At 69.8% G+C, this 22567-nt stretch carries 25 protein-coding genes; 14 read left to right on the plus strand and 11 right to left on the minus strand.

Annotation, left to right across the window (positions count from 1 at the left end; genetic code table 11):
• Position 1 precedes the first annotated feature (1 nt).
• Positions 2 to 853, plus strand: a complete 852-nt coding sequence (locus CVV72_RS36920; RefSeq protein ID WP_255632381.1) for a hypothetical protein — start codon at positions 2 to 4, stop codon at positions 851 to 853.
• On the opposite strand, the gene CVV72_RS36925 is transcribed toward CVV72_RS36920, so the two are convergent.
• Positions 850 to 1323: an Lrp/AsnC family transcriptional regulator gene (locus CVV72_RS36925; protein WP_219148896.1), complete on the minus strand. Its 474-nt coding sequence runs from the start codon at positions 1321 to 1323 to the stop codon at positions 850 to 852. The two genes, CVV72_RS36920 and CVV72_RS36925, sit on opposite strands and share 4 nt — an antisense overlap.
• 59 nt (positions 1324 to 1382) lie before the next feature.
• Here CVV72_RS36925 and CVV72_RS36930 point away from each other — a divergent pair, with 59 nt between their 5' ends.
• Positions 1383 to 2501 (plus strand): PLP-dependent aspartate aminotransferase family protein, encoded by a 1119-nt coding sequence (locus CVV72_RS36930; protein WP_219148898.1) that lies wholly within the window; start codon positions 1383 to 1385, stop codon positions 2499 to 2501.
• Between the two features lie 60 nt (positions 2502 to 2561).
• A complete protein-coding gene (locus CVV72_RS36935) occupies positions 2562 to 2945 on the plus strand; it encodes a DUF6401 family natural product biosynthesis protein (RefSeq protein WP_126732685.1) in 384 nt (127 codons plus the stop codon).
• A 34-nt stretch (positions 2946 to 2979) separates the two neighbouring features.
• Here CVV72_RS36935 and CVV72_RS36940 read toward each other — a convergent pair whose 3' ends face one another.
• Both CVV72_RS36940 and CVV72_RS36945 read right to left on the minus strand, forming a co-directional pair.
• Complete coding sequence (locus CVV72_RS36940; RefSeq protein ID WP_219148900.1) at positions 2980 to 3900, minus strand: hypothetical protein; 921 nt, start codon at positions 3898 to 3900, stop codon at positions 2980 to 2982.
• 98 nt (positions 3901 to 3998) lie between these two features.
• Complete coding sequence (locus CVV72_RS36945; protein WP_219148902.1) at positions 3999 to 4211, minus strand: FmdB family zinc ribbon protein; 213 nt, start codon at positions 4209 to 4211, stop codon at positions 3999 to 4001.
• Positions 4212 to 4262: 51 nt separating this feature from the next.
• On the opposite strand from CVV72_RS36945, the gene CVV72_RS36950 reads away from it, so the two are divergent.
• Entirely contained in the window at positions 4263 to 5387 is a 1125-nt protein-coding gene (locus tag CVV72_RS36950; RefSeq protein WP_219148903.1) for an alkaline phosphatase family protein, read from the plus strand.
• A 6-nt stretch (positions 5388 to 5393) separates the two neighbouring features.
• Here CVV72_RS36950 and CVV72_RS36955 read toward each other — a convergent pair whose 3' ends face one another.
• Positions 5394 to 5957 (minus strand): class I SAM-dependent methyltransferase, encoded by a 564-nt coding sequence (locus CVV72_RS36955; protein WP_219154370.1) that lies wholly within the window; start codon positions 5955 to 5957, stop codon positions 5394 to 5396.
• 51 nt (positions 5958 to 6008) lie between these two features.
• Between CVV72_RS36955 and CVV72_RS36960 the strand changes: the two genes are divergently transcribed.
• Complete coding sequence (locus tag CVV72_RS36960) at positions 6009 to 6761, plus strand: helix-turn-helix domain-containing protein (protein ID WP_219148905.1); 753 nt, start codon at positions 6009 to 6011, stop codon at positions 6759 to 6761.
• 452 nt (positions 6762 to 7213) lie between these two features.
• A complete protein-coding gene (locus tag CVV72_RS36965) occupies positions 7214 to 7501 on the plus strand; it encodes a hypothetical protein (RefSeq protein WP_125785093.1) in 288 nt (95 codons plus the stop codon).
• A 1-nt stretch (position 7502) separates the two neighbouring features.
• On the opposite strand, the gene CVV72_RS36970 is transcribed toward CVV72_RS36965, so the two are convergent.
• Positions 7503 to 8003 (minus strand): GNAT family N-acetyltransferase, encoded by a 501-nt coding sequence (locus tag CVV72_RS36970; RefSeq protein ID WP_370641852.1) that lies wholly within the window; start codon positions 8001 to 8003, stop codon positions 7503 to 7505.
• Between the two features lie 40 nt (positions 8004 to 8043).
• Here CVV72_RS36970 and CVV72_RS36975 point away from each other — a divergent pair, with 40 nt between their 5' ends.
• Positions 8044 to 8781 carry an alpha/beta fold hydrolase gene (locus CVV72_RS36975; protein ID WP_219148909.1) on the plus strand — a complete coding sequence of 246 codons (738 nt, stop codon included), beginning with the start codon at positions 8044 to 8046 and terminating at the stop codon, positions 8779 to 8781.
• A 108-nt stretch (positions 8782 to 8889) separates the two neighbouring features.
• On the plus strand, positions 8890 to 10098 hold the full coding sequence (locus CVV72_RS36980) for a glycosyltransferase (protein WP_219148911.1): 1209 nt from the start codon (positions 8890 to 8892) through the stop codon (positions 10096 to 10098).
• Here the strand turns inward: CVV72_RS36980 and CVV72_RS36985 are convergent.
• Positions 10095 to 10928 (minus strand): aminoglycoside phosphotransferase family protein, encoded by an 834-nt coding sequence (locus CVV72_RS36985; RefSeq protein ID WP_219148913.1) that lies wholly within the window; start codon positions 10926 to 10928, stop codon positions 10095 to 10097. The two genes, CVV72_RS36980 and CVV72_RS36985, sit on opposite strands and share 4 nt — an antisense overlap.
• Before the next feature lie 135 nt (positions 10929 to 11063).
• On the opposite strand from CVV72_RS36985, the gene ctaD reads away from it, so the two are divergent.
• From ctaD to CVV72_RS37010, 5 genes are all read left to right on the plus strand, one after another.
• Positions 11064 to 12842: a cytochrome c oxidase subunit I gene (ctaD, locus tag CVV72_RS36990; RefSeq protein ID WP_034308844.1), complete on the plus strand. Its 1779-nt coding sequence runs from the start codon at positions 11064 to 11066 to the stop codon at positions 12840 to 12842.
• A gap of 87 nt (positions 12843 to 12929) precedes the next feature.
• The gene (gene serB, locus CVV72_RS36995; RefSeq protein WP_219148915.1) at positions 12930 to 14159 is read left to right on the plus strand and encodes a phosphoserine phosphatase SerB; all 1230 of its coding nucleotides are present in this window, start codon (positions 12930 to 12932) and stop codon (positions 14157 to 14159) included.
• A complete protein-coding gene (locus CVV72_RS37000; protein ID WP_219148918.1) occupies positions 14156 to 14914 on the plus strand; it encodes a peptidyl-tRNA hydrolase in 759 nt (252 codons plus the stop codon). The genes serB and CVV72_RS37000 overlap by 4 nt, the downstream gene beginning before the upstream one ends.
• A gap of 17 nt (positions 14915 to 14931) precedes the next feature.
• Positions 14932 to 16680: a serine/threonine-protein kinase gene (locus CVV72_RS37005; protein WP_219148920.1), complete on the plus strand. Its 1749-nt coding sequence runs from the start codon at positions 14932 to 14934 to the stop codon at positions 16678 to 16680.
• A 79-nt stretch (positions 16681 to 16759) separates the two neighbouring features.
• Complete coding sequence (locus CVV72_RS37010) at positions 16760 to 17164, plus strand: OsmC family protein (RefSeq protein ID WP_219148921.1); 405 nt, start codon at positions 16760 to 16762, stop codon at positions 17162 to 17164.
• A 74-nt stretch (positions 17165 to 17238) separates the two neighbouring features.
• Here the strand turns inward: CVV72_RS37010 and CVV72_RS37015 are convergent, their stop codons facing one another.
• The 3 genes from CVV72_RS37015 to CVV72_RS37025 form a co-directional block, all read right to left on the minus strand.
• Positions 17239 to 17592 (minus strand): hypothetical protein, encoded by a 354-nt coding sequence (locus CVV72_RS37015; RefSeq protein ID WP_007028272.1) that lies wholly within the window; start codon positions 17590 to 17592, stop codon positions 17239 to 17241.
• A gap of 57 nt (positions 17593 to 17649) precedes the next feature.
• Positions 17650 to 19716 (minus strand): ATP-dependent DNA helicase, encoded by a 2067-nt coding sequence (locus CVV72_RS37020; protein WP_219148923.1) that lies wholly within the window; start codon positions 19714 to 19716, stop codon positions 17650 to 17652.
• Between the two features lie 125 nt (positions 19717 to 19841).
• Entirely contained in the window at positions 19842 to 20432 is a 591-nt protein-coding gene (locus CVV72_RS37025) for a biotin transporter BioY (protein WP_219148925.1), read from the minus strand.
• Between the two features lie 153 nt (positions 20433 to 20585).
• On the opposite strand from CVV72_RS37025, the gene CVV72_RS37030 reads away from it, so the two are divergent.
• Complete coding sequence (locus tag CVV72_RS37030) at positions 20586 to 21251, plus strand: hypothetical protein (RefSeq protein WP_219148927.1); 666 nt, start codon at positions 20586 to 20588, stop codon at positions 21249 to 21251.
• 75 nt (positions 21252 to 21326) lie between these two features.
• Here CVV72_RS37030 and CVV72_RS37035 read toward each other — a convergent pair whose 3' ends face one another.
• Complete coding sequence (locus CVV72_RS37035; RefSeq protein ID WP_219148929.1) at positions 21327 to 21977, minus strand: bifunctional 4-hydroxy-2-oxoglutarate aldolase/2-dehydro-3-deoxy-phosphogluconate aldolase; 651 nt, start codon at positions 21975 to 21977, stop codon at positions 21327 to 21329.
• A complete protein-coding gene (locus CVV72_RS37040; protein WP_219148931.1) occupies positions 21974 to 22549 on the minus strand; it encodes a nicotinamidase in 576 nt (191 codons plus the stop codon). Before CVV72_RS37040 ends, CVV72_RS37035 begins: the two co-directional genes overlap by 4 nt.
• Positions 22550 to 22567 lie beyond the last annotated feature (18 nt).

Raw genomic sequence — 22567 nt, forward strand, 5'->3', positions numbered from 1 at the left:
AGTGCGTCAGCTCACCTACGACGGAATGCCCATCCCCGGCCTGAACGATCTGGTCCGGACGGCCATCCGGCTGCATCCCGCGCCGGGAGTGCCCGGTCCGGACGAAAGCCACTTCGGCGGTCCGCTGCTCTGGCCGTCGGACGAGCCGTGGCCGGAGTGCCCGGTGACCTGGCCGCCCGACCCGGACGCGTCCGACGACGCGTGGACGGGCGGGCATCCGCTCGACCAGCCCGTTCCGGCGATGGTCGCCGCGGCACAGTTCTTCCGCGACGACTTCCCGGAGCTGCCCTTCCCCGAGGGCACCGACGTCCTGCAGATCCTGTTCTGCCCGATGGAGCACGACAGCCCGCATCACCAGGGGCCCGCGGTCCGGCTGGTGTGGCGTGATTCGGGCGAGGTGCGGGACATCACGGACAGCACGGACATCACGGCCCCGCCGCCCGCTCCTGCTGGCGCCGAGGCCGCCTACCTGCCGGATCCCTGCGTTTTCGAACCCTGCTCGATCGACGAGCTGCCCCGGCTCTGCGACTTCCCGGCGGAGACCCGCGCCGCGCTCGGCATCCCCGAGGGCTCGGGCGACGATCCGGAGGGGTGGCCGGAGCTGGACCAGTACTCGAAGATCGGCGGCTGGACCGCCTGGGACGCGACCGAGCGGCACGAGCTGGGCTGCCGGGAGTGCGGCGCCGAACTGCGTCAGACGATCGCGTTGGCCTCGGAGGAGCATGAGGTCGGCTGCGGCTGCGAAGTCGCCGAAGGGGAGGCGGCGGGCTGGTCCTTTCGCCGCCAGGGGGTGCTGAACGTCTTCACGTGCCCTGCCGACGTCACGCATCCCTTCAAGATCCGGATCGACTAGGCGGGCGGTAGCAAAGGTCCCCCGCTCCAGTGCTGGAAGACGAGGTTCGTGTGCACCCGGGCGACCTCGTCACGGGCGGTCAGTTCGTCGAGGACCAGGCGTTGAAGCTCGGTCGCCGACGCGGTGGCGACATGCGCGAGGAAGTCGTCGGGGCCGGTCAGGTGGTAGACGGCACGGACCTCGGGCAGGGCGAGCAGATGCTCGACGAACGAGTCGACCAGCGCCCGCCGGTGCGGGCGGACCTGGACGAACAGGAGCGCTTCGAGCGGGCGGCCGAGTTTGGCGGCGTCCACCTCGGCACGCTGGCCGGTGATCACCCCGAGCTCGCGCAGCCGGTTGACGCGGTCGAGACAGGTCGAGGGCGCGACGCCGACCTCGGCCGCGAGATCCTTGTTCGAGATCCGGGCGTCGTTCTGCAAAAGCCGCAGAATACGAAGATCAACCGTGCTCAGTTCGACGTAATCCGACATCGGCGAATGATATCCGAGGATATTGCGATCGATCCGGAGAAAATCGCACCATCTGGGGTATGACCGCAACGCTGCGCACCCGAGCCGTCCACGCCGGCCGTGACGATCTCACGGACCTCGGCGTCCACGCCGCTCCGCTCGACCTGTCCACGACCTATCCGTCGCGGGACAGCGTCGAGGAGGCGGGCCGCATCGACGAATTCGCCGCCTCGGGCTCGCTGTCCGGGCTCCCGGTCTACGGGCGGCTGAGCAACCCGACCGTCGAACGGTTCGAGAAGGCACTGGCCGAACTCGAAGGATTCGACGACGCCGTCGCGTTCGCCACCGGCATGGCCGCGGTGTCGGCTTCGCTGCTCGCCGCCGTCGCGCAGGGCAAACGGCATGTCGTCGCCGTCCGGCCGGTCTACGGCTGCACCGATCACATGCTCACGTCCGGTCTGCTCGGCACCGAGGTGACCTGGGCCGATCCGGAAGGCGTCGCGTCGGCGCTGCGGTCCGACACCGGGCTCGTGCTGCTCGAAACGCCCGCGAACCCGACCCTGCGGGAGGTCGACATCGCCGAGATCGTGCGCGCCGCGGGCGACGTCCCGGTGCTGGTCGACAACACCTTCGCGACCCCCGTGCTCCAGCGTCCGGGGCGGCACGGCGCCCGGTTCGTCCTGCACAGCGCGACCAAGTTCCTCGGCGGTCATGGCGACGTCATGGGTGGCATCGTCGCTTGCGGTGCCGAAGACGCGGGGATGCTGCGGCAGATCCGCTTCGCCACCGGCGGCGTGCTGCACCCGCTCGCCGGGTACATGCTGCTTCGCGGCCTTTCGACTCTTCCGCTGCGCGTCAACGCCGCGTCCGCGACGGCGGCCGAACTCGTCGAGCGGCTTCGCGGTCATGCGAACGTGAGCGCTGTGCACTACCCGGCCGTCGGTGGTCCGCTGATCGCGTTCGAGGTCGAGGGCGATCCGCACGCGCTCATCGGCGCGGTCCGGCTGATCACTCCTGCCGTCAGCCTCGGCAGCGTGGACTCGCTCATCCAGCATCCCGCCTCCATCAGCCACCGGATCGTCGCCGAGGACGACCGGCGCGGTGCGGGGGTCACCGACCGGCTCATCCGCATGTCGGTGGGGCTGGAGGACGTCGAGGACCTGTGGCACGACCTGGATCAGGCCCTCAAGGCTTGCTGAATTCTGCGATCGTCATCACCGGGATGTCGACAAATCGTCCCGCCTGGCTAACCTGGTCGGGTGAAAGATCTGGTCTCGTCCTGGGTGGAATCTTCGGCTCGTAGCACGCTTTCCCGGCTGCACCAGCAGATCGGTGTCGCCGGGCTGGCCGCCGCGGCGGCCGTGCCCGGGCTGTCGGCCGTCTTCGATCAGCACTCCGCCGCGGTGCGGGACATCCTCGCGGCGGGGGTCGAAGGTTCGGCGGCGGTCGCCGGGGTCGTTCTTCTCGCCGGCTACACGCGCGGGCTGCTCGACGAGGCGAAGACCAAGGGATGGACGTTCCGCATCCCGGCCGATCTGTCCGCCTGGACCACCAGCGACTGGATGACCGCGCGGCTCGTCGGCGTGTGTTCGCTGGCCGCCTCGATGGACGACCGGCGGACCCAGCCGACCGGGAACGGGTAGGGCGGCCGGACGCCCCACCCGCTCCCGTGGAAGGTCAGCGGTACTCCGGCGGAGGGGGCATGTTTCCACCGGGGGGCCGCTGGCCGGGATCCTGGTGCGGAGGCACCTGGCCCTGGCTGGGCGGGAACTGCTGGTGCTGCGTCGGCGTGTTCGGGTTCGCGGCGTGGTGCCCGGCGGACACCGGCTGGTGGACCGTCGTCTGCTCGGCGGGTACCCCGCCCGAGCGTCCGGCGTCCTCACGTCCGCGCTGGTAGGCCTCGGCCTGCGCCTTCGCGGCGGGGATCTCCGCCTCGGCCCGGCCGAGCCAGGTCTCCCAGCGCTGCTGCATCGGCTTGATGAGACCACCGCCGACACCGACGACGGCGATGCCGCCGACCGTGGCGAGCACCGTGATCAGCACCGGCAGCGTGACCGCGGTGGCGACGCCGATCTGGTTCAGCGCGGCGATCGCGCCGAGGCCCCAGATGAACACCGAGGCGATGGTGGCGAGCACCTTGCCGTAGGAGACACCACCGAGGGCGTTGGCGACCAGGTCCTTGACCGCCTTGGCGACCGCGCCGGCGATCACCACGATGACGATCGCGACGATGGCACGCGGCAGCCAGGCGACGATGTCGTTGAGCAGCGCGCTCACCGGGTTCGGGCCGAACACGCCGAACGCGAACTGCAGGGCGATCAGCAGGATCGCGTAGTAGACGATCTTGCTGATGATGTTCGACGCGTCGAACTGGCTGCGCGCGAGCATCTGTTTGAAGCCCCCGCGTTCGAGGAGGCGGTTGAACCCGACCTTCTCGAGCACCATGCTCACGGCCTTCGAGAGCGCCTTGGCGATCAGCCAGCCGATGAACAGGATGACCAGGAACGCGAGCAGTTTCGGGACGAAGGTGGCGACCGAACTCCAGGCGCTCGACACGCCTTGACCGAAGTCGACGGCCGCCAGTGCTGATGTGGTCACTGGACTTTCTCCCTTCCCACCACTGGAGCTTCCAGACTGGTGGGAAGGGGGTACCCGCCATTCGGGCGATCACACGTTGCGCCACCCGAACGGGTGGGTCAACTGCAGCAGCCGCCTCCGCAGCATCCGCCTCCACCAGCGGGAACGGGGACGGGGCCGGAGGACGACCCGGTCAGCGCGACGGTCGTCAGCAGTTTGACGGTGTCCTGGTGGCCCTCCGGGCACGGCGCCGGCGCACCGGACTCGCTCATCGGCCGCAGCAGTTCGAAGGTTCCGGCACATTCGCGGCAGCGGTAGGCGTAAGTCGGCATGTCCGGCATTGTCCCATCTCCTTTCGCGCGCCGGGATGGCAAGCTGGCCTGGTGGAACTGCCTGTCGCGGCGCACGTGCCGCATCTCGGCCAAGTCGTCCCGTCCGTGCTGTCCGCCCTCGGCGCCGACGGGTTCGCCAACTCGCTGAGCCTGGCGGAGGCGTCCAGTGCCTGCGTCCTGCTCATCGACGGTCTCGGCTGGGAACTGCTGGCCGAGTACGCCGCCGACGCGCCTGTGCTCACCCAACTGGCGAAGTCGCCGCTGCGGGTCGGTTTCCCGGCGACGACGGCGGCCGGTCTCGGCGCGATCGGCACCGGTCTGGCGTCCGGCGAGCACGGCCTCGTCGGCTACAGCTTCGAGGTGCCGGGCACCGGCGTACTGAACGCGTTGCGCTGGAGCAGCCATGTGGACGGCGGCGATCTCCGCGGCGCGCTGCCGCCGCGCGAAGTGCAGCCGCTGCCGACGACGTTCGAACGCGCGACGGCCGCCGGGATCACGACGAGTGTGGTGTCTTCGGCGAAGTTCGCCGACACCGCGCTCACCCGCGCGACGCAGTCCGGTGCGCGCTACGTGGGTGTCCACGCGCTCGGCGATCTCGCCGCCTGCGTCCTGCACTGTCTCGGCACACGGCCCGCGTTCTGCTGGGGCTACCACAGCGAACTCGACATGCTGGGCCACATCTACGGACCCGGTTCGGCGCCGTGGCGGATGCAACTGCGTCAGGTCGACCGGCTGGTGGAGTCCATTGTGGACGGTTTGGCCCCCGGCTCGCTCCTCGCGGTCGTGGCCGACCACGGCATGGTGACCGTCGAGGGCGCGCTCGACATCGACGACACTCCCGCGCTGCTCGGCGGCGTCCGGGCGATCGGGGGCGAGGTCCGGGCGCGGCACGTCTACAGCGAAGAAGGCGCGGAGGCCGACGTCCTGGCCGCCTGGCGCGAGGTCATCGGCGACCGGGCATGGACCCTCCCGCGCGACGAAGCCATCGAGGCGGGCTGGTTCGGGCCGGTCTCCGACCGGGTCCGCCCGCGCATCGGCGACGTGGTCGTGGCCGCGAAGGGACAGTTCGGCCTCGTGCGGGAACTGGCGGAAGCCGTCGAGTCCTCGTTGGTCGGCCAGCACGGCTCGCTGACCCCGGCCGAACAACTCGTCCCGCTGGTCATCGCGCGCGGCTAGTGGGCGTCAGGCGGGCTTCCTGGCCGAGAACTTCACGGAGCGCTTGGGCACGTGGTCGACCTTGACGTCGGTGAAGCCGGCGTCGGTGAGCCGGGGCCAGAGCGAAACCGGGTCGAGGGCGTTCATCGTGTCGCCGATGTGGAGCAGCCGGAACGGCAGACTCTCCAGGCTGTCGATCGCGCGCAGGACGCCGCCGGGGCGGAGCACGCGGAACGCCTCGGCGAAGATCGAGTCCTGCAACGCCGTCGTCGGCACGTGGTGCAGCATCGTGAAACAGACGACCGCCGAGAACTCGCCGTCCTCGAAGGGCAGGGCCGCTCCGTCCCCCTGGACGATCCGCGCCCGGCCGTCGAACTCCCGTTTCAGGAGGTCCGCCGACGCTTCGTCGATCTCGATCGCCGTGAGCCGCGGGACGAGCCCGACGAGCGCGCGCGTGGTCGCGCCGAAGCCAGGGCCGATCTCCAGTACGGAGTCGCCGAGGTCGAAGCCGGAGACGTTGCCCGGCATCTCGTGGGCGACGGCCTTCGCCCACAGCGCGGAACTGCAGAGTTTGCGGTGCACCAGGTTCATCGGCATGAATCCGAAGCTAGCCGTGACCGGTAGGCGATAGGCTGCCAAGTGATGTCGCAAATCGGACTCCTGCCGCCGATGTCGACGGCGATGGTGCTCGGCGAGATGGATCTGGCCGCGGGCACCTGGCTCCCGTGGCACGAGCACGACGGCCACCAGCTCGCCTGGGCGGCCCGGGGGATCCTGAGCGTGAACGTCGGAGACCGGTATTGGGTGCTGCCGCCGACGCGGGCGCTCTGGATCCCGGCCGGTGTCGTCCACCGGACCGGCGCCACCGCGCAAACCGTGCTGCGGGGGATCTACGCCGCCCGGGACCGATGCCCGGTGGACTGGCCCGGACCGACGCTCGTCGCCGTCCGCCCGCTGCTGCGGGAACTGCTGGAGCACCTCGGCGCCGCCGACCTCGGCGACGACGCGCGCCGCCGGGCCGAGGCCGTCGCCTTCGACCTGCTCGAACCGGTGGCCGTCGTGCCGATCACCGTGCCGATGCCGTCGGACGGACGTGCGCTGACCGTCGCGCGAGCGGTGATCGCCGACCCGGCGGACCGCCGTGGTCTCGCCGACTTCGCGTACGAAGCGGGCGCGAGCGAGCGCACCCTCGCCCGCCTGTTCTTGATGGAGTGCCGCACGACATTCGGCGCGTGGCGGGTGCAGGCGCGGCTGCGCGCTTCCTTGCCACTGCTGGCCGAAGGCATGCCGCTGACCGCGGTCTCCCGCCGGATCGGTTACTCCTCGCCGAGCGCGTTCGTCGCCGCCTTCCGCCGCGCGGTCGGTGTGACGCCGGGCGCCTACTTCGGCGGCTAGCCCGCGAGTTACGCCTTCAACCACGCGAGTTACGCCTCCGATCACGCGAGTTACGCCTCTAACCACGCGAGTTACGCCTCTAACCACGCGAGTTACGCCTCTAACCACGGGAGTTACGCCCCTGATCACGGGAGTTCCGCCTGCGATCACGTGTGATCGGATGGACGACACGCGTGATTGGACGGACGACACGCGTGATCCGGCGGACGACACGTGTCCGCGGCCCGGTTCCACCGCGTGCCGCCCCTCCGGTCGTGTGTTGGCCGCCGGATCACGCATGATGGCCAGCGGATCACACGTGCCGGCCAACGGATCACGCGTGATCGCAGGCGGAACTCGCGTGTCTGGAGGCGTAACTCGCGTGATCGGAGGCGTAACTCTCGTGGTCGGCAGGCGGACCGAACACCGAGCGAGCGGGATCACACGGCCTCCGGCCGTATACCGTTTCGGGTGTGCCACGACGTAACCGGCCCGAACGCGGTGGACGCCCCGACCTCGGCGCGTCGACCGGCTGGGCGCGCTCCGAATCCGCCGCCGACGGCGACTGGCTGGTGCGCACCGTGCCCGGCGCGCAGGCCACCAAGGACTACCGCTGCCCCGGTTGCGATCACGAGATCCGGCAGGGGACCCCGCATGTGGTCGCCTGGCCCGCCGACGACACCGGTGGGGTCGCCGATCGCCGCCATTGGCACAAGGCGTGCTGGAGCGCGCGATCCCGGCGCCGTCCCGGACGCTGGTGACTCAGCGCCGCATGTGCAGCGAGGGCGCTCCTTCGAACTCCTCCTCCGTGTGGATCTTGAAACCGAGCCGCTCGGCGACCCGGATCGACGGTTCGTTGGCCACCATGATGTTGGCGATCACCGGGACGTCGGGGATCTCCCGTTCGGCCCATTCGACGACGGCGGCCGCCATCTCCGTCGCGTAGCCCTTGCCCCAGGCGAACGGCCAGAAGCGGTACGCGAGGTTCAGCACGCGCTCGCCGTTCCATTCGTGATACCGGACGCCGCCGAACCCGACGATCACCTCGGGATCGTCCAAAGCGGACACCGCGAGATAGCCGAATCCGTGCTCGTCCCATTGCTTCATCCAGGCGTCGTACAGCTCCCGCGCGCCCTCGACGGTATGCGGCACGCCGTTGAACTTGTTCGTCTCCGGATCGGCCTGCAGCGCGACGATGTTTTCGCGGTCCGCCTCGCGCAGCCTCCGCAGCAGCAGCCTCTCCGTCTTGATCTCTGTCAGCACGGATCTGACGATAGCCCCAGGGTGCGACAGAATCATCGCCATGAAGGATCTCCCGCTGGTACTGCTGCACGCCTTCCCCGTCGACGCCCGCATGTGGGACGCGGTCCGCGCGCCGCTCTCGGAACGCCTGCGGCTGATCACGCCCGACCAGCGCGGCCTCGGCCGCAGCCCGCTGCCGGAAACCGACCGGGAGCCGGATCTGGACGACGCCGCCCGCGACGTCGTGGCGCTGCTCGACCGGCTCGGCCTCGACAAGGTCGTCCTCGGTGGCTGCTCGATGGGCGGCTACCTGACGATGGCGGTGCTGCGCCTGGCACCGGAGCGGGTGGGCGGCCTGGTGTTCATCGACACGAAGGCGACGGCCGACACCCCCGAGGCCGCGCAGGCCCGGCACGAGGTCGCGGCCAGGGTGGAAGCGGAAGGCACCGCCTGGATGCCCGAAGCCGTCACGCCCGGATTACTCGCCGAAAAGGCCCGTCCTGAAGTGGCCGAACGGCTTCGTGAACTGATCACAACGCAACCGCCGTCCGGCGTGGCGTGGGCGGCACGCGCGATGGCGGCGCGGCCCGATTCGCTCGAAACGCTGCGTTCGGCGGACGTGCCGGCGTTGGTCGTGGTCGGCGAAGAGGACGGCCTGACTCCACTGGCCGAGGCGAACACCCTGGTGGAAACGCTGCCGGACGCCACGCTGGTCGTGCTGCCGGAGGCCGGGCATCTGACGCCGCTGGAGGATCCGGCCGGAGTCGTCGAAGCGATCTTGGGCTGGTACCCCGCGTAAAACGTTTCCCTCGCCCCTTCCAAGGTATAGCGGACCCCGGGGCTTGCGGCAAGCCCCCATTCCCGGTCCACAATTCGTGCCTTCACGTTTTGCCGAAGGGGGATTCCCATGCGTGTACTCCTGTCCACTATCGGGACGAGGGGTGAGGTGCAGCCGCTGGTGGCCTTGGCGGTGCGATTGCGGGAACTCGGCCAGGAGGTCCGGCTTTGCGCGCCGCCTGATTTCCGTGGCTGGGCCGAAGGATTCGGAATCCCTTTCGTTTCGCTGGGGCCGGAACTCCGGCCGACCGCGAAGCCGGATTCCGCCATGACCAAGGCGATGGCCACGCCCGAGGGGCGCCGGAAGATGGCCGAGGACATGGTCGCCGGCCAGTTCGAGACGATGCCGGAAGTGGCCGACGACTGCGACGCCGTCGTCGCGGGAATGGCCTTGAACATCGCCGCCCATTCGGTGGCCGAGCGAAAAGGGATTCCGTATTTCTTCACCGCCTATTGCCCGATGACGCTGCCTTCACTGCACCATCGTCCGCCCGTTTTCCCGGGGTGGGCGCCGAAGAATCCCGATGCCACCATCCCGGCGCTGTGGGCGGACGACGCGGAACGATGGAACGGGCAATGGGGCGGCGTGCTGAACGCGCAGCGGGAAAAGCTCGGTCTCCCGCGGGTCGACGACGTCCGCGGGCATATCTTCACCGAGAGCCCGTGGCTCGCCGCCGATCCGGTGCTGGCGCCGTGGCGGGGACCGTCCGCCTTGGACGTCCACCAGACCGGCGCCTGGCTCCTGCCGGACCACAGCACGTTGTCCCCGGAGCTGGAGGCCTTCCTCGACGACGGGGAGCCCCCGGTCTACTTCGGATTCGGGAGCATCCGCGCCCCGGAGGAAATCGCGAAGGCGATGATCGAGTCGGCGCGGGCGCACGGGCGGCGGGCGATCGTGTTCCGCGGCTGGACCGAGCTGGCGCCGATCGACGACGAACCCGACTGCCTCGCCATCGGGGACGTCAATCAGCAGGCGCTCTTCCCGCGGGTCGCCGCGGTCGTGCACCACGGCGGCGCCGGCACGACGACGGCGGCGACGCGGGCCGGGGTGCCGCAAGTTCTCGTCCCGCAGCTGTTCGATCAGCCGTACTTCGCGCAGCGCGTCAGAGAACTCGGGGTGGGAACGTCGATCGCCGGGGAGCCCTCCGCCGAAGCGCTGACGCTCGCTCTGGGCGAGGTACTGCGTCCTGACGTCGCCTCGCGGGCGCGCCAGGTCGGCGGTGAGGTGCGGACGGACGGCGTCGACGTGGCGGCGAAACTCCTGCTGGACGCCGTCTAACGGAGGAAGTAGCGCTCCAGGGCGGCTTCGGCCTCAGGGAGCCGCTCCGGGAACCGCTGCGCGATCACGAAGCGCCAAGGGACTTCGAACAACCGCCGCAACGCGATGAACGGCTCCAGTGACGCGGGTGTCACATCGGCCGGGTACGCGGCCAAAGTCTCGTGCCCGGCCTCCGCGAAGAGCACGCCGAGGTCCCAGCCGAGCGGCCCGCGCCAGGTGTCCTCGAAGTCGAGCCAGCACGGCCCGGCCGCCGTCGCGACGACGTTCCCCCGATGGGCGTCACCGTGCAGCGGACGCGGCTCGGCGTCCGGCAGCGCGGCCGCCACCCGTTCGAGTTCGTCGTACAACCGGGGTGCGGCCCCGCCCATGAGCGCACCGTGCCGGTCGAGCAACGTCCGGAGTTCACGGACGGGCCCGAGTTCGGGCAGTTCACCGGGGTAGTCCGCGAGCGCGGCGTGCACCCGGGCGAGCGAAAGCGCGACCTCGTGCGGCGGCAACGTGTGCCCCGGCTCGTGCGGCGTGTAGTGCCAGAGAGTGACCGGGAGGCCGCCGGCGAAATGCGGTCCTGCCGGGGGATCCGTCGTGGGTGAGACGACGAGCACACCACGTTCCGTGAGGTACTTCGACAGCTCGACGTCGCGCCTGAGCCACTCTTCGGGCGAGGCCCGCACGAAGCGCGTCGTGCCGGGCACCCGCGCGACCACCGGACCCAGTCTCACCAGCACGTTCGACTTGAAATGGAGGACTTCGGGGGCGCCGGTCGGCAGTCCGTACCGGGCACCGACGGCGACCGCCGCGGCCACTCCCGCCCGGGTGTGTTCGTCGGTCACGACGCGATCTTGCCAGCCGGTGCGCGCGACTGTCGGTAGTGAGGGCTACGATCCCCACTAGCCGCCGGAGTGGGTCCCGAACCCGCCCGGCGACCGCAAATTGACCACCACAAGGTTTGAGTGTTGGAGGCAGGAGTGACGGCCGTAGCCCCCAAGCCGATCGCCACGCGCCCGTATCCCGCGCGCGAGTCGGTTAAGGGTTCGTACCTGCTGCGGTTGTTCCGCACGACGGACCACAAGCAAATCGGCATCATGTACCTGGTCACGTCGTTCGCCTTCTTCATGGTGGGCGGCGCGATGGCGATGCTGATCCGCTCCGAGCTGGCGCGTCCCGGGCAGCAGTTCCTTTCGCAGGAGCAGTACAACCAGCTGTTCACCATGCACGGCACGATCATGCTGCTGCTGTACGCGACGCCGATCCTCTTCGGTTTCGCGAACTTCATCCTGCCGCTGCAGATCGGTTCGCCCGACGTCGCCTTCCCGCGGCTGAACGCGTTCTCGTACTGGCTGTACCTCTTCGGCGGCCTGATCGTGATGTCCGGCTTCCTGACCCCGGGTGGCGCCGCCGACTTCGGCTGGTTCGCCTACACCCCGCTGTCGGACGCCATCCACTCGCCCGGCGTCGGCGCCGACCTGTGGATCTCCGGTCTGGTCGTCTCCGGTCTCGGCACCATCCTCGGTGGCGTCAACATGATCACCACGGTGGTCTGCCTGCGCGCCCCCGGTATGACGATGTACCGGATGCCGATCTTCACCTGGAACATCCTGGTCACCAGCATCCTGATCCTGCTGGCGTTCCCGATCCTGACCGCGGCCCTGATGGGCCTGCTGGCGGACCGGCATCTCGGGGCGCACGTGTTCGACCCCGCGAACGGCGGCGTGATCCTCTGGCAGCACCTGTTCTGGTTCTTCGGCCATCCAGAGGTCTACATCGTCGCGCTACCGTTCTTCGGGATCGTGTCGGAGATCTTCCCGGTCTTCAGCCGCAAGCCGATCTTCGGGTACAAGGGCCTGGTCTGGGCGACGCTGGCGATCGCCGCGCTGTCGGTGGCCGTGTGGGCACACCACATGTACGCGACCGGCGCCGTGCTGCTGCCGTTCTTCTCCTTCATGACCTTCCTGATCGCGGTCCCGACCGGCGTGAAGTTCTTCAACTGGATCGGCACGATGTGGAAGGGCCAGCTGTCCTTCGAGACGCCGATGATCTTCTCGATGGGCTTCATCGTCACGTTCCTCTTCGGCGGTCTGACCGGCATCATGCTGGCCGCGCCGGCGATCGACTTCCACGTGTCCGACAGCTACTTCGTCGTCGCGCACTTCCACTACGTGCTCTACGGCACGATCGTGTTCGCCACGTTCGCCGGGATCTACTTCTGGTTCCCGAAGATCACCGGCCGCATGATGGACGAGAAGCTCGGCAAGTGGCACTTCTGGACCACGTTCATCGGCTTCCACGCCACGTTCCTGGTGCAGCACTGGCTCGGTGCCGAAGGCATGCCGCGCCGGTACGCGGACTACCTGCAGTCCGACGGGTTCACCACGCTGAACACGATCTCCACGATCGGCGCGTACATCCTCGGTGCCTCGACGCTGCCGTTCATCTGGAACGTCTTCAAGAGCTACCGGTACGGCGAGATCGTCACGGTGGACGACCCGTGGGGCTACGGCAACTCGCTCGAATGGGCGACGTCCTGCCCGCCGCCGCGGCACAACTTCACCGAGCTGCCGCGGATCCGGTCCGAGCGGCCGGCGTTCGAGCTGCATTACCCGCACATGGTGGAGCGCATCCACAAGGAGGGTGAGATCGGCTTCTTCGGGAAGCAGAAGGTCAACACCCACCGGGCGCCGTCCCAGGTGCTCACCGAGGCGGCCATGCCGGGTGATCACTCCAAGGACAACTCCAGCGAGAAGTGACCCGATAAGCGGAATCGGCGCGTGCCTTGCCTCACACAGGGGCAAGGCACGCGCCGTTTTCTTGCTCGGCTGAGGGAGACTGACCCCGTGACGCAGACACCAGTTCTCATCACCACCACCGGTCCCGACAAGCCGGGTGTGTCCTCGGTGCTGTTCGCCGTGCTGTCGCGCCACGACGTCGACGTCCTCGACGTCGAGCAGGTCGTCATCCGCGGCCAGCTGGTGCTCGGCGTGCTCGCCGGCGTGTACCGCGACCCCGAGGGCCTGCAGGAGTACGTCGAGCAGGCGATGGCGTCGGTGGGGATGCAGGTCGACGTGAAGATCGGCTCGGCCATCGGCGCCGACCCGTTCGCCATCGGCCAGAAGGACTCGACGCATGTCCTGCTGATGCTCGGCCGTCCGGTGACCGCGCGGGCGTTCTCCGACGTCGCGCGCCGCCTCGCCGCGCTGGACGTCAACATCGACTCGATCCGCAGTGTCGCCGACTATCCGGTCACCGGGCTGGAGCTGTACACCTCGCTCGCCCAGGACACCCCGGAGGCCGACGCCGCGCTGCGCACCGCGCTGGCGGACGCCGCCGTCGAGGCCGGGATCGACATCTCGGTCGAGCGGGCCGGGCTGGCCCGCCGTGCCAAGCGACTGGTCGTCTTCGACGTCGACTCCACGCTCATCCAGGGCGAGGTCATCGAGATGCTCGGTGCGCACGCCGGCGTCGAACCGCAGGTCCGCGAGATCACCGAGGCCGCGATGCGCGGCGAGCTGAACTTCGGTGAGTCGCTGGAGCGCCGGGTCGCGCTGCTGGAAGGGCTTCCGGAGACCGTGCTGGACGAGGTCGCCGCGTCCATCGAGCTCACCCCGGGCGCGCGCACGACGATCCGCACGCTGAAGCGGATGGGCTTCCGCTGCGGGGTCGTTTCGGGTGGTTTCACCAAGATCATCCAGTCCCTTGTGGACGATCTCGGCCTCGACTTCGCCGCCGCGAACGAGCTCGAAGTCGTCGACGGCAAGCTCACCGGCCGGGTGGTCGGGGACATCGTCGACCGCGCGGGCAAGGCGACGGCGCTGCGCCGGTTCGCCGAAGAGTACGAGATCTCGCTGGAGCAGTGTGTCGCCGTCGGCGACGGGGCGAACGACATCGACATGCTGTCGGTCGCCGGAATGGGTGTCGCCTTCAACGCGAAGCCCGCGCTGCGCGAGGTCGCCGACACCGCGCTTTCCCACCCGTACCTCGACGCCGTGCTGTTCCTGCTCGGGGTCACCAGGGGCGAGATCGAGGCGGCCGACGCGGCCGACGGTCTCGAGCTTTCCCGGCCATGAGCGTGCTGGAGCCGCTGGCCGCGCGCTACGCGTACTGGCTGGGACTGCCCGCCGAAGACACGGTGCTCACCTCGGACGAGGATCCTGCCGAGGTCCGCGCCATGCCGGTGATCCTCCGGATGGAACGCGCCGAACCGCCGTCGCGGACCGCGTTGCTGGAGGCCGCCGCGGCGGCCGCGGTCGCCGTCTGCCTCGACGAACGCGCCGAGCCCGAGGGCGAATGGCACGAGCCGCTCAAGGCGTGGGTCGACGGCCGGATTCGCAAGGTCGCCCGGCGGGCGCGCGGGGCGCATTGGCGGGCGGTCCAGGATCTGCCGGGAATCACGGTCGAGGTCGACGGTGCCGAAGCGAGAGCCTTGCTTCCCTGCCGTGTCGTCGAGACGCCGAAGGAGGTCTCGCGGCTGCAGATCTCCGGGAGCGAACTCCCGGCCGACGAGCCGGGGCCCGTGCCGGACGGTCTCCCGCGGCTGCTCCTGAACCCCGAGGTTTCGATGACCGTCGGCAAGGGGGCGGCCCAGGTCGGGCACGCGACGATGATCCTCGCTTCGCTGCTGGACGAGGCCGAACGGGCGGCCTGGGCCGAGACCGGGTTCCGGTGTTCGGTGCGGACCCCGCCGGTCGCGACCTGGAAGGCGCTTTGCCCGGTCGAAGATCCCGAAGGTTCGTGGCGCCGTGACGGCGTCGTCGCGGTCCGGGACGCCGGGTTCACCGAAGTCGATCCCGGAACAGTCACGGTCATAGCCCAAAGGGCTTAGCCTCCTATACTCCCCGCATGGGTGACCGGCTGATCGCCGGGCGCTATCGCTTGGAGGAGCGGATCGGCGCCGGGGGCATGGGCGTGGTCTGGCGTGCCACCGATCTGGACCTCGGCCGCGTCGTCGCCCTCAAACGCTCGCAGGCCGGGGACAGCGGCCAGATCCGGCGCGAGGCGCGGATCGGCGCGGGCCTGCACCACCCGAACGTGGTGACCGTTTTCGACGCCGTGATCGACGGTGACGACCGCTGGCTCGTCATGGAATACCTGCCCTCGCGCAGCCTCGCCGACGTCATCGACGCCGACGGGCCGCTGCCGCCCGGCAAGGTGGCCAAGATCGGTGTCCAGCTCGCCGCGGCGCTCGCGGCGATGCACGAGAAGGGCATGGTCCACCGCGACCTCAAACCGGGAAACGTCCTGGTGGCCGACGACGGTACGGCCAAACTCACCGACCTCGGCATCGCGCAGTGGGCGGAGGTGACCCGGACCGGCGGCGGCCTCGACGTCGGGACTCCCGGCTACGTCGCGCCGGAGATGGCCGAAGGACGGCAGGCGGGTGCCGCGGCGGACGTGTTCTCACTGGGCGCGACACTGTTCGCCGCCGTCGAAGGCACCTCGGTGTGGGGAGACGCGAGCGTCGGGCCGTTCGTCCAGCTCCGGCGCGCGACGGCGTACACGCTGGAACCGATCCGCCGGGCGGGACCGCTGGCGCCCGTACTGATGGAACTGCTGCGGCGCAGACCCGCCGGGCGGCCGGACGCCGTCCGCGCCGCCGAACTGCTGTCCGAGCTCGCGGACGTCGTCGTTCCGGCGCGGAGACGACGCTTCCGGGTGACCAAACGCGCCATCGCGATCGCGGCCGCCGCGGCGGTCCTGATGCTGACCGGGGGCCTGCTCTACGCCACGAGAGAACCCGCGTCGATCGCGGCGGGCCCGCCGTCCGAAGTGGTCGGGGACCGGCGGACGGCGGATCCTTGCGCGCTCGTGGACCCGTCCGTGCTGAACCATCTCGGGACCCCCGAACTGGACAACGCCACCGGCAACTTCAACGCTTGCGGCGTCCTCCTGCGCCTGAGCCCCGACAACGAGGACGTCGTCGACATCCGGCTCGAACTGACGACGCCGACGTCACCGTTGCTGGACAAGCCGCTGCCAGGGCAACTGATCGTGCGTGAGATCCCGAGCGACTCCGAAGACAAGTGCGCACGGGGTATCCCGCTGCCGGACGGCAACCAGGTGTGGGTGCACGCCCGGCATATCCGGAACTGGCACGCGCATCTGTGCGATTACGTCGATCCGGTGGCCACGCACGCGGTGAGCGTGCTGAACCGGGAGCCGGTCGAACGTCGTCCCGCTCCGTTTCCCGCCGGTTCGCTCGGGAGCCTCGACGCCTGCGCGCTGGGCGGGGAGCTGCCGCGGGCGATCGTCGGCGGCCCGGTCACCCCGGATCCGGTGTTCGGCAACTGGGAGTGCTACTGGAACCATCGCGAGACCCAGGTGACGATCCGGTTCGAACGGGAGCGGGCACCGTTCGAGGACGACGGCAGACGAGTCGCTCTCGGATCGCGGGAAGCCTTCGTCGAGGTCTCGGCCGAGTGGAAGGCTTGTCAGGCCGAGATCCCGCACCGGACCTTCGGTGGCAACGGGCGTGCCATGATCGAGACGGTGGAGATCTACGTCGCGGACAAGGTCAAGCAGCCGCAGGAGATGTGCCCGGCCGCGGAACGGCTGGCCGGCGAGATCGCCCCCAGGCTGCCGCCACTCTGAAAGGGAGGCGCGGCCGTGCTTTGCCCGGACGGTGACACACACGTGAACCGCCCGCCTACGGACACCGAAAGGGAAAACCGTGTCTTTGGAAGTCCAGCGCGACGGTGAGCACCGCTTCATCGGCCGCAACGAACGCGGTGCCGAGGTCGTGATCGGCCGCAAGGGCGCCGAGGGCGCCTTCTCACCCGCCGAACTGCTCCAGATCGCGGCGGCGGGCTGCTCGGCCGTCACCGCCGAGAACCTCATCACGCGCCGGATCGGGGAGGACTCGAAGTTCCGCGTCGGCGTGACCGCGGACCGGCGCGAAGACGCTTCGGAGCTCGATGCCGTCCACGTGGCTTTCGACGTCGACGTGTCTTCTCTGCCCGCTTCGGAGCGTGAGGCGCTCGCGGGGGCGGTGGACCGGGCGATCGAGCGGCTGTGCACGGTGAGCCGGACGTTGAAGAAGGGCATCCCGGTCACGGAGAGCTTCCCGGTCGAGTAGCCCTCCCTCAAGTGCAATGAAGGGGCCTTTCATAGCAAAATTTGCTATGAAAGGCCCCTTCATTGCACTTGGGCTCAGTGTTTGGCGGCGTGGCCTTCGGCGCTCCAGACCACGTACGCCTCGTCGGCGTCGGTGGTCATGGCCTCGATGAACTTCTCGTTGTCGAAGCCGGGCAGCGTCTGCAACCGCTCGATCAGCGCGTCGGCGGCCGGGTCGCCGCTGGGGATCGCGGTGCCCTTCCCGTCGGCGCCGGCGAGCATGAAGAAGACGTCTTCCTTCCACGGGCCTTCAGGGATCACTCTGACCACCACCGCGGACAACTCGGACCACGTGACGGCTTCCTCGCTTCCGTCCGCGAGCTGGCGCCGCACTCCGGTGTCATCGACGCTGACGGTCCGGGATTGTGCGTTGGGCGACTCGTGGGACAACCGGTTCTCCCTGTCTTCGGCGTTCCGTTAACGGTACTCGGCCGTGTTCCAGGCCACTCAGGCCGGGGCGGCGGCGTCGAGGCGGCGCAGCGCGTCGCGGGCGACCTTCGGATCCATGGTCGGCCAGAACGGCGGCAGCGAGGCGCGCAGGAATCCGCCGTAGCGGGCGGTGGCCAGCCGCGAGTCCAGGATCGCGACGACGCCGCGATCGGTGACCGAACGGTGCAGCCGTCCCGTGCCCTGTGCGAGCAGCAGCGCGGCATGCGTGGCCGCGACGGTGAGGAAACCGTTGCCGCCCCTGGCTTCCACCGCGCGTTGCCGGGCCGAGGAGACCGGGTCGTCCGGACGGGGGAACGGGATCCTGTCGACCACCACGAGCTGGAGCGACGGGCCGGGCACGTCGACGCCCTGCCACAACGACAGGGTGCCGAACAGGCAGGTGCGCGCGTCCTCGGAGAACTTCTGCACCAGCAGGCCGGTGGCGTCGTCACCCTGGCAGAGGATCGGCAGGTCGAGCCGCTCCCGCATCTCCTCGGTGGCCTGCTTCGCCGCGCGCATCGAGGAGAACAGGCCGAGCGTGCGCCCGCCCGCGGCCTCGATCAGCTCGGCCAGCTCGTCCATGGTCGAGGGCTGCAACCCGTCCCGTCCCGGCGGCGGCAGATGCTTGGCCAGGTAGAGGATGCCGTTGCGTTTGTGGTCGAAGGGGGAACCGACGTCGAGGCCGGTCCACTTCGGGCCGTCGCTGTCGTTACTGCCGTCACTGTCGGCCGGGACCGCCTTGTCCGTCGCCGCGCCAGGTGCCTTCTCCACCCTCGCGCCGCCGGGCGGGAGACCCCACTGCCTGGCCATGGTGTCGAACGTGCCGCCCAAGGTCAGCGTCGCCGACGTGAGGACGGTCGTGTGCTGGTTGAAGACTCGCTCCCGCAGCAGACCCGCGACACCCAGCGGGGCGACCTTCAACGCGGGCGGGCGTGGGTTCGTGGAGAAGCGGTCCCCGGTCAGCCAGACGACGTCGCGCTGATGGGCCTTGTCGTCGTCGAAGGCTTCGAGTAGCCGGACCGCGGTGTCGTGGACCTCTTCGAGCAGCGACCGCGCCAGCTTGCGGGCCGTGGCCTCGTCGACGTCCTCCTTGCGGTCCTTGCCGAGCGCGGTGAGGCAGCGATGCGCGGCGTCCCGGACCGCGGGGATCGCACCGGTGAGGGGCTGCGGCAGCGAGTCCATCCGGCCCGACGGCAGGTCGTCGAGGATCAGGGCCAGCCCGTCGCTCGCCTCCAGCAACTGGTCGGCCACGTCGTCGTCGACCAGTTTCCCGCAGCGCCGGGCGGCGGCGGAGACCATGCCGCTGGTCAGCTCGCCGGTCGCCACCGACGTCACGCGGTCCACGAGGTCGTGCGCCTCGTCGATGATCACGAGGTCGTGCTCGGGGAGCACCTGGTAGCCCTGCAGCGCGTCGATCGCCAGCAGCGCGTGGTTGGTGACCACGACGTCGGCCTTGCCCGCCTCGGCGCGGGACCGTTCGGCGAAACAGTCCGTGCCGATGGGGCACCGTGAGGCGCCAAGGCATTCCTTGGCCGTGACCGATACCTGGCGCCACGCCTGGTCCGAGACGCCGGGGACCAGTTCGTCGCGGTCACCGGTTTCGGTGTCGGACGACCATTCCCGCAGCCGCGTGACCTCCTTGCCGAGCCTCGACACGGCGAACGGGTCGAACAGCTGCTGGTCTTCCGGCTCGTCCGGGGCGCCGGAATCGAGCCGGTGGAGGCAAAGGTAGTTACGACGGCCCTTGAGGATCGCGAAGGTGGGTTCGCGGCCGAGGGGCTTCTTCAGTGCCTTCGCCAGCCGGGGGAGATCCCTGTCGACGAGCTGGCGTTGCAGCGCGATGGTGGCCGTGGAGACCACGACCGTGGCCTCCTTCTCGACCGCGTGCCGGATCGCGGGAACGAGATAGGCCAGCGACTTCCCGGTGCCCGTGCCCGCCTGGACGGCCAGGTGCTCACCGGTGCGGATGGCGCGGCCGACGGCGTCCGCCATCTTGACCTGGCCCTCGCGCTCGGCACCGCCCACGGACTCGACCGCGTGGGTCAGGAGTTCGAGGACACCGGGGAAATCAGCACGGGAAGGCACGGGACAAGACGATAGCCGGGGGCACCGTCAAGATCGTCCGCCCCGTGCGATGAACGGTCCGTTCCTCGCAGAATTCGCAAGGAACGGACCGTTCATGGCAGCTCGTGGGGCGGTGAAAGGGCCGGTCACGACTCCTTGCGGAAGCGCGAGACCAGCGCCCAGGTGCCCGGAAGCAGTGCCGCCGCGACGGCGATCTTCAGCGCGTCCCCGATCAGGAACGGCACGACACCCTTCTCGAGCGCGGTCGACAGGCCGAAGCCGGTCGACGCCATCAGCCAAGGCACACCGACCGAGTAGATGGCGAGGTTGCCCAGCACCATCGTCCCCGCCATGCGCAGCGGCGTGCGGTCGCCGCCCCGGCCGGCGAGCGCGCCGACCAGTGCGCCGGCGAACACGAAGCCGACGATGTAGCCGGCGCTGGCGCCGAACAGGCCGGAAGAACCGTTCTGGAACCAGCCGAAGCCGGCCGCGCCGACGGCGAGGTACAGCGCCATCGACAGCGCGCCGCGCTTCCAGCCGAGCGCCGCGCCGACCAGCAGGGCGGCGAACGTCTGGCCGGTCATCGGCACCGGGGAGCCGGGCACCGGGATCAGGATCTGCGCGGCCGCACCGGTCAGGGCGGCACCACCGGCGACCAGGACCGCGTCGCGGACCAGCGCGCCGGGAACGAGGTCGGCGAGGACCGGACGGGCGCCGGCCACAGACAGCGAAGACACTCAGACCTCCTATGAGTACACGAATGTGAACCGAGGTTAACGCCAGACGACCGGACGAGGACCGAATGTCGGGCACCTCACGGTCATCGCGCGTCCACTCGACCGGGTGGCATGACCCTGCACGGGTCAGGCGGTTGGTGGAGGCTGCCGGGCATGAGGAAACCCGTTTCGAGGCTGTTGTCGGTGACGATGCTGACCGGGGCGCTGGTGGCGGGAGGTCCGGCGGCCGCGTCGGCCGGGCCCGCGCCCGCGACGGCGGCGGCGTCGGTCGGTTCGCTCGACGTGGAGATCGGCGACGAACACGTGGTCACGGGCGAGCTCGCGCCGTGCGACGTCGATGGTCCCCTGAACGCGAAGACCCAGGGCGGGGCCGTCGGCGACTTCGCCCGCTTCGGCGGGGGTGAGTCGCGCTGCGGCCGGAACGGCGAGGTGGCCATCGGCGAGGCGGCGGGGCGGCGGTTCGAGACCACCCTGCTCAAGCGGTTCGGCGGTCCGGTGATCAAGATCCGCACGTTCATGGCGAAGTGCAGCACCACCGAGGACGGCAGCCTCGGCTACATCGAGTTCGGTGACGTCACCGGGTTCACGCTGCCGGAGAACATCCCGCAGAACTACCGGCTGACCATCGCGGGCGGCAAGGGCGGGACGGCGCTGGCGTCGCTCACGGTCAACGAGACCGTCACGCCGACGCCGCCCGACGGGAGCCTCGTGACGCACATGCTGCACATCAAGCTGTTCCCTCAGGGCGGCGGACCGGCGAAGGGCGACATCTACCTCGGGACCGCGCGCTGCGACCCGTACGGCAAGAAGAAGCCCTGACCTCCGCAATTCGTCATCTACTTGCGGATGGCACGAGCGCAAGTAGATGACGAATTGCGGGAGGGGCGGAGGGGATCAGGTGCGCGAGACGTACTTCGCGGCCGCGGCGACGAACTCGCTCGCCCGGGTCGCGAGGTCTGCCAGCGAACCACCGGCGAGCGCGTCACCGAGAAGCGGCGTGGCGGCCGCGACGGCGATCGAGCCCGACTCGAGGTACTTCGCGACGTCGGCCAGGTGGACGCCGCCGGTCGGGACGAGTGGGATGTCCGGCATCGGCGCCCGGATCGCCCGCAGGTAGGCGATCCCGCCGACCGCGGCGATCGGGAAGACCTTCACCGCCGCCGCGCCGAGCCGCCACGCCTGGTCGATCTCGGTCGGCGTCAGCGCGCCGCAGATCACCGGCAGCCCGCGTTCGTGCGAGCGCTCCATGACCAGCGGGTTCACCGTCGGGGTGACCAGGAACGTCGCGCCCGCGTCCGCCGCGATGTCGACGTCGGACACCTCACGCACGGTTCCGGCGCCGACATGCGCGTCGTCGCCGAGCTTCTTGCGGATGGTCGAGATGGCGTCCGTGGCGCCCGGCGTGGTCAACGCCGCTTCGAGCACCCGCACGCCCGCCGCGTGCAGCACCGTGGCGGCGTCGGCGAACCGGCTCGCGTCCGCGGCCCGCAGGATCGCGACGAGCCGGTTTTCGATCAGGGTGTCCTGGAGGTCGTGCTGGATCATGTGGCCGGGACCGGCGCCTTCCCGGTGTAGGTCACGCCCGCCTCGTCGAAGTCCTTGAGCGCGGCGTCGACGGTCGGCTGCGAGCCGCCGACCGTGAGGTCCAGCAGTACCCGGACCTTGAAGCCCGCCTTCGCCGCGTCGAGCGCCGTCGCGCGGACGCAGAAGTCGGTCGCGATGCCGACGACGTCGACCTCGGTGACGTCGTGCTCCTTCAGCCACGCGTCGAGCGTCTTGCCGTCGCGCGCGTTGCCTTCGAAACCGGAGTACGCGGCGGTGTACTCGCCTTTGGAGAAGACCTCGCGGATCGGGACCACGTCGAGCGCGGGGTGGAACGACGCGCCGGAGGTGCCCGCGACGCAGTGACGCGGCCAGCTGTCCTTGAAGTCCGGCGTCTCGCTGAAGTGGTCGCCCGGGTCGATGTGGTAGTCGCGGGTGGCGACGACGTGCGCGTAGCCGCCTTCCGCGGCCTGCTTGGAGATCGCTTCGGCGGCGGCGGCGCCACCGGGCAGGCCGAGCGACCCGCCTTCGCAGAAGTCGTTCTGCACATCGACCACGATCAAGGCGGTCCCCATGTGTTGCTCCTGAGTTCT

It is taken from the genome of Amycolatopsis sp. TNS106, from assembly GCF_019330265.1.
GTDB lineage: Bacteria > Actinomycetota > Actinomycetes > Mycobacteriales > Pseudonocardiaceae > Amycolatopsis > Amycolatopsis lurida.

Coding starts and splice junctions, on each gene's coding strand:
- CVV72_RS36980 (WP_219148911.1), top strand. CDS start 8,890: ATGCGTGTACTCCTGTCCACTATCGGGACGAGGGGTGAGGTGCAGCCG.
- CVV72_RS36955 (WP_219154370.1), bottom strand. CDS start 5,957: ATGAACCTGGTGCACCGCAAACTCTGCAGTTCCGCGCTGTGGGCGAAG.
- CVV72_RS36960 (WP_219148905.1), top strand. CDS start 6,009: ATGTCGCAAATCGGACTCCTGCCGCCGATGTCGACGGCGATGGTGCTC.
- CVV72_RS37005 (WP_219148920.1), top strand. CDS start 14,932: ATGGGTGACCGGCTGATCGCCGGGCGCTATCGCTTGGAGGAGCGGATC.
- CVV72_RS37000 (WP_219148918.1), top strand. CDS start 14,156: ATGAGCGTGCTGGAGCCGCTGGCCGCGCGCTACGCGTACTGGCTGGGA.
- CVV72_RS36925 (WP_219148896.1), bottom strand. CDS start 1,323: ATGTCGGATTACGTCGAACTGAGCACGGTTGATCTTCGTATTCTGCGG.
- CVV72_RS36975 (WP_219148909.1), top strand. CDS start 8,044: ATGAAGGATCTCCCGCTGGTACTGCTGCACGCCTTCCCCGTCGACGCC.
- CVV72_RS37030 (WP_219148927.1), top strand. CDS start 20,586: ATGAGGAAACCCGTTTCGAGGCTGTTGTCGGTGACGATGCTGACCGGG.
- CVV72_RS37035 (WP_219148929.1), bottom strand. CDS start 21,977: ATGATCCAGCACGACCTCCAGGACACCCTGATCGAAAACCGGCTCGTC.
- CVV72_RS37040 (WP_219148931.1), bottom strand. CDS start 22,549: ATGGGGACCGCCTTGATCGTGGTCGATGTGCAGAACGACTTCTGCGAA.
- CVV72_RS36945 (WP_219148902.1), bottom strand. CDS start 4,211: ATGCCGACTTACGCCTACCGCTGCCGCGAATGTGCCGGAACCTTCGAA.
- CVV72_RS36930 (WP_219148898.1), top strand. CDS start 1,383: ATGACCGCAACGCTGCGCACCCGAGCCGTCCACGCCGGCCGTGACGAT.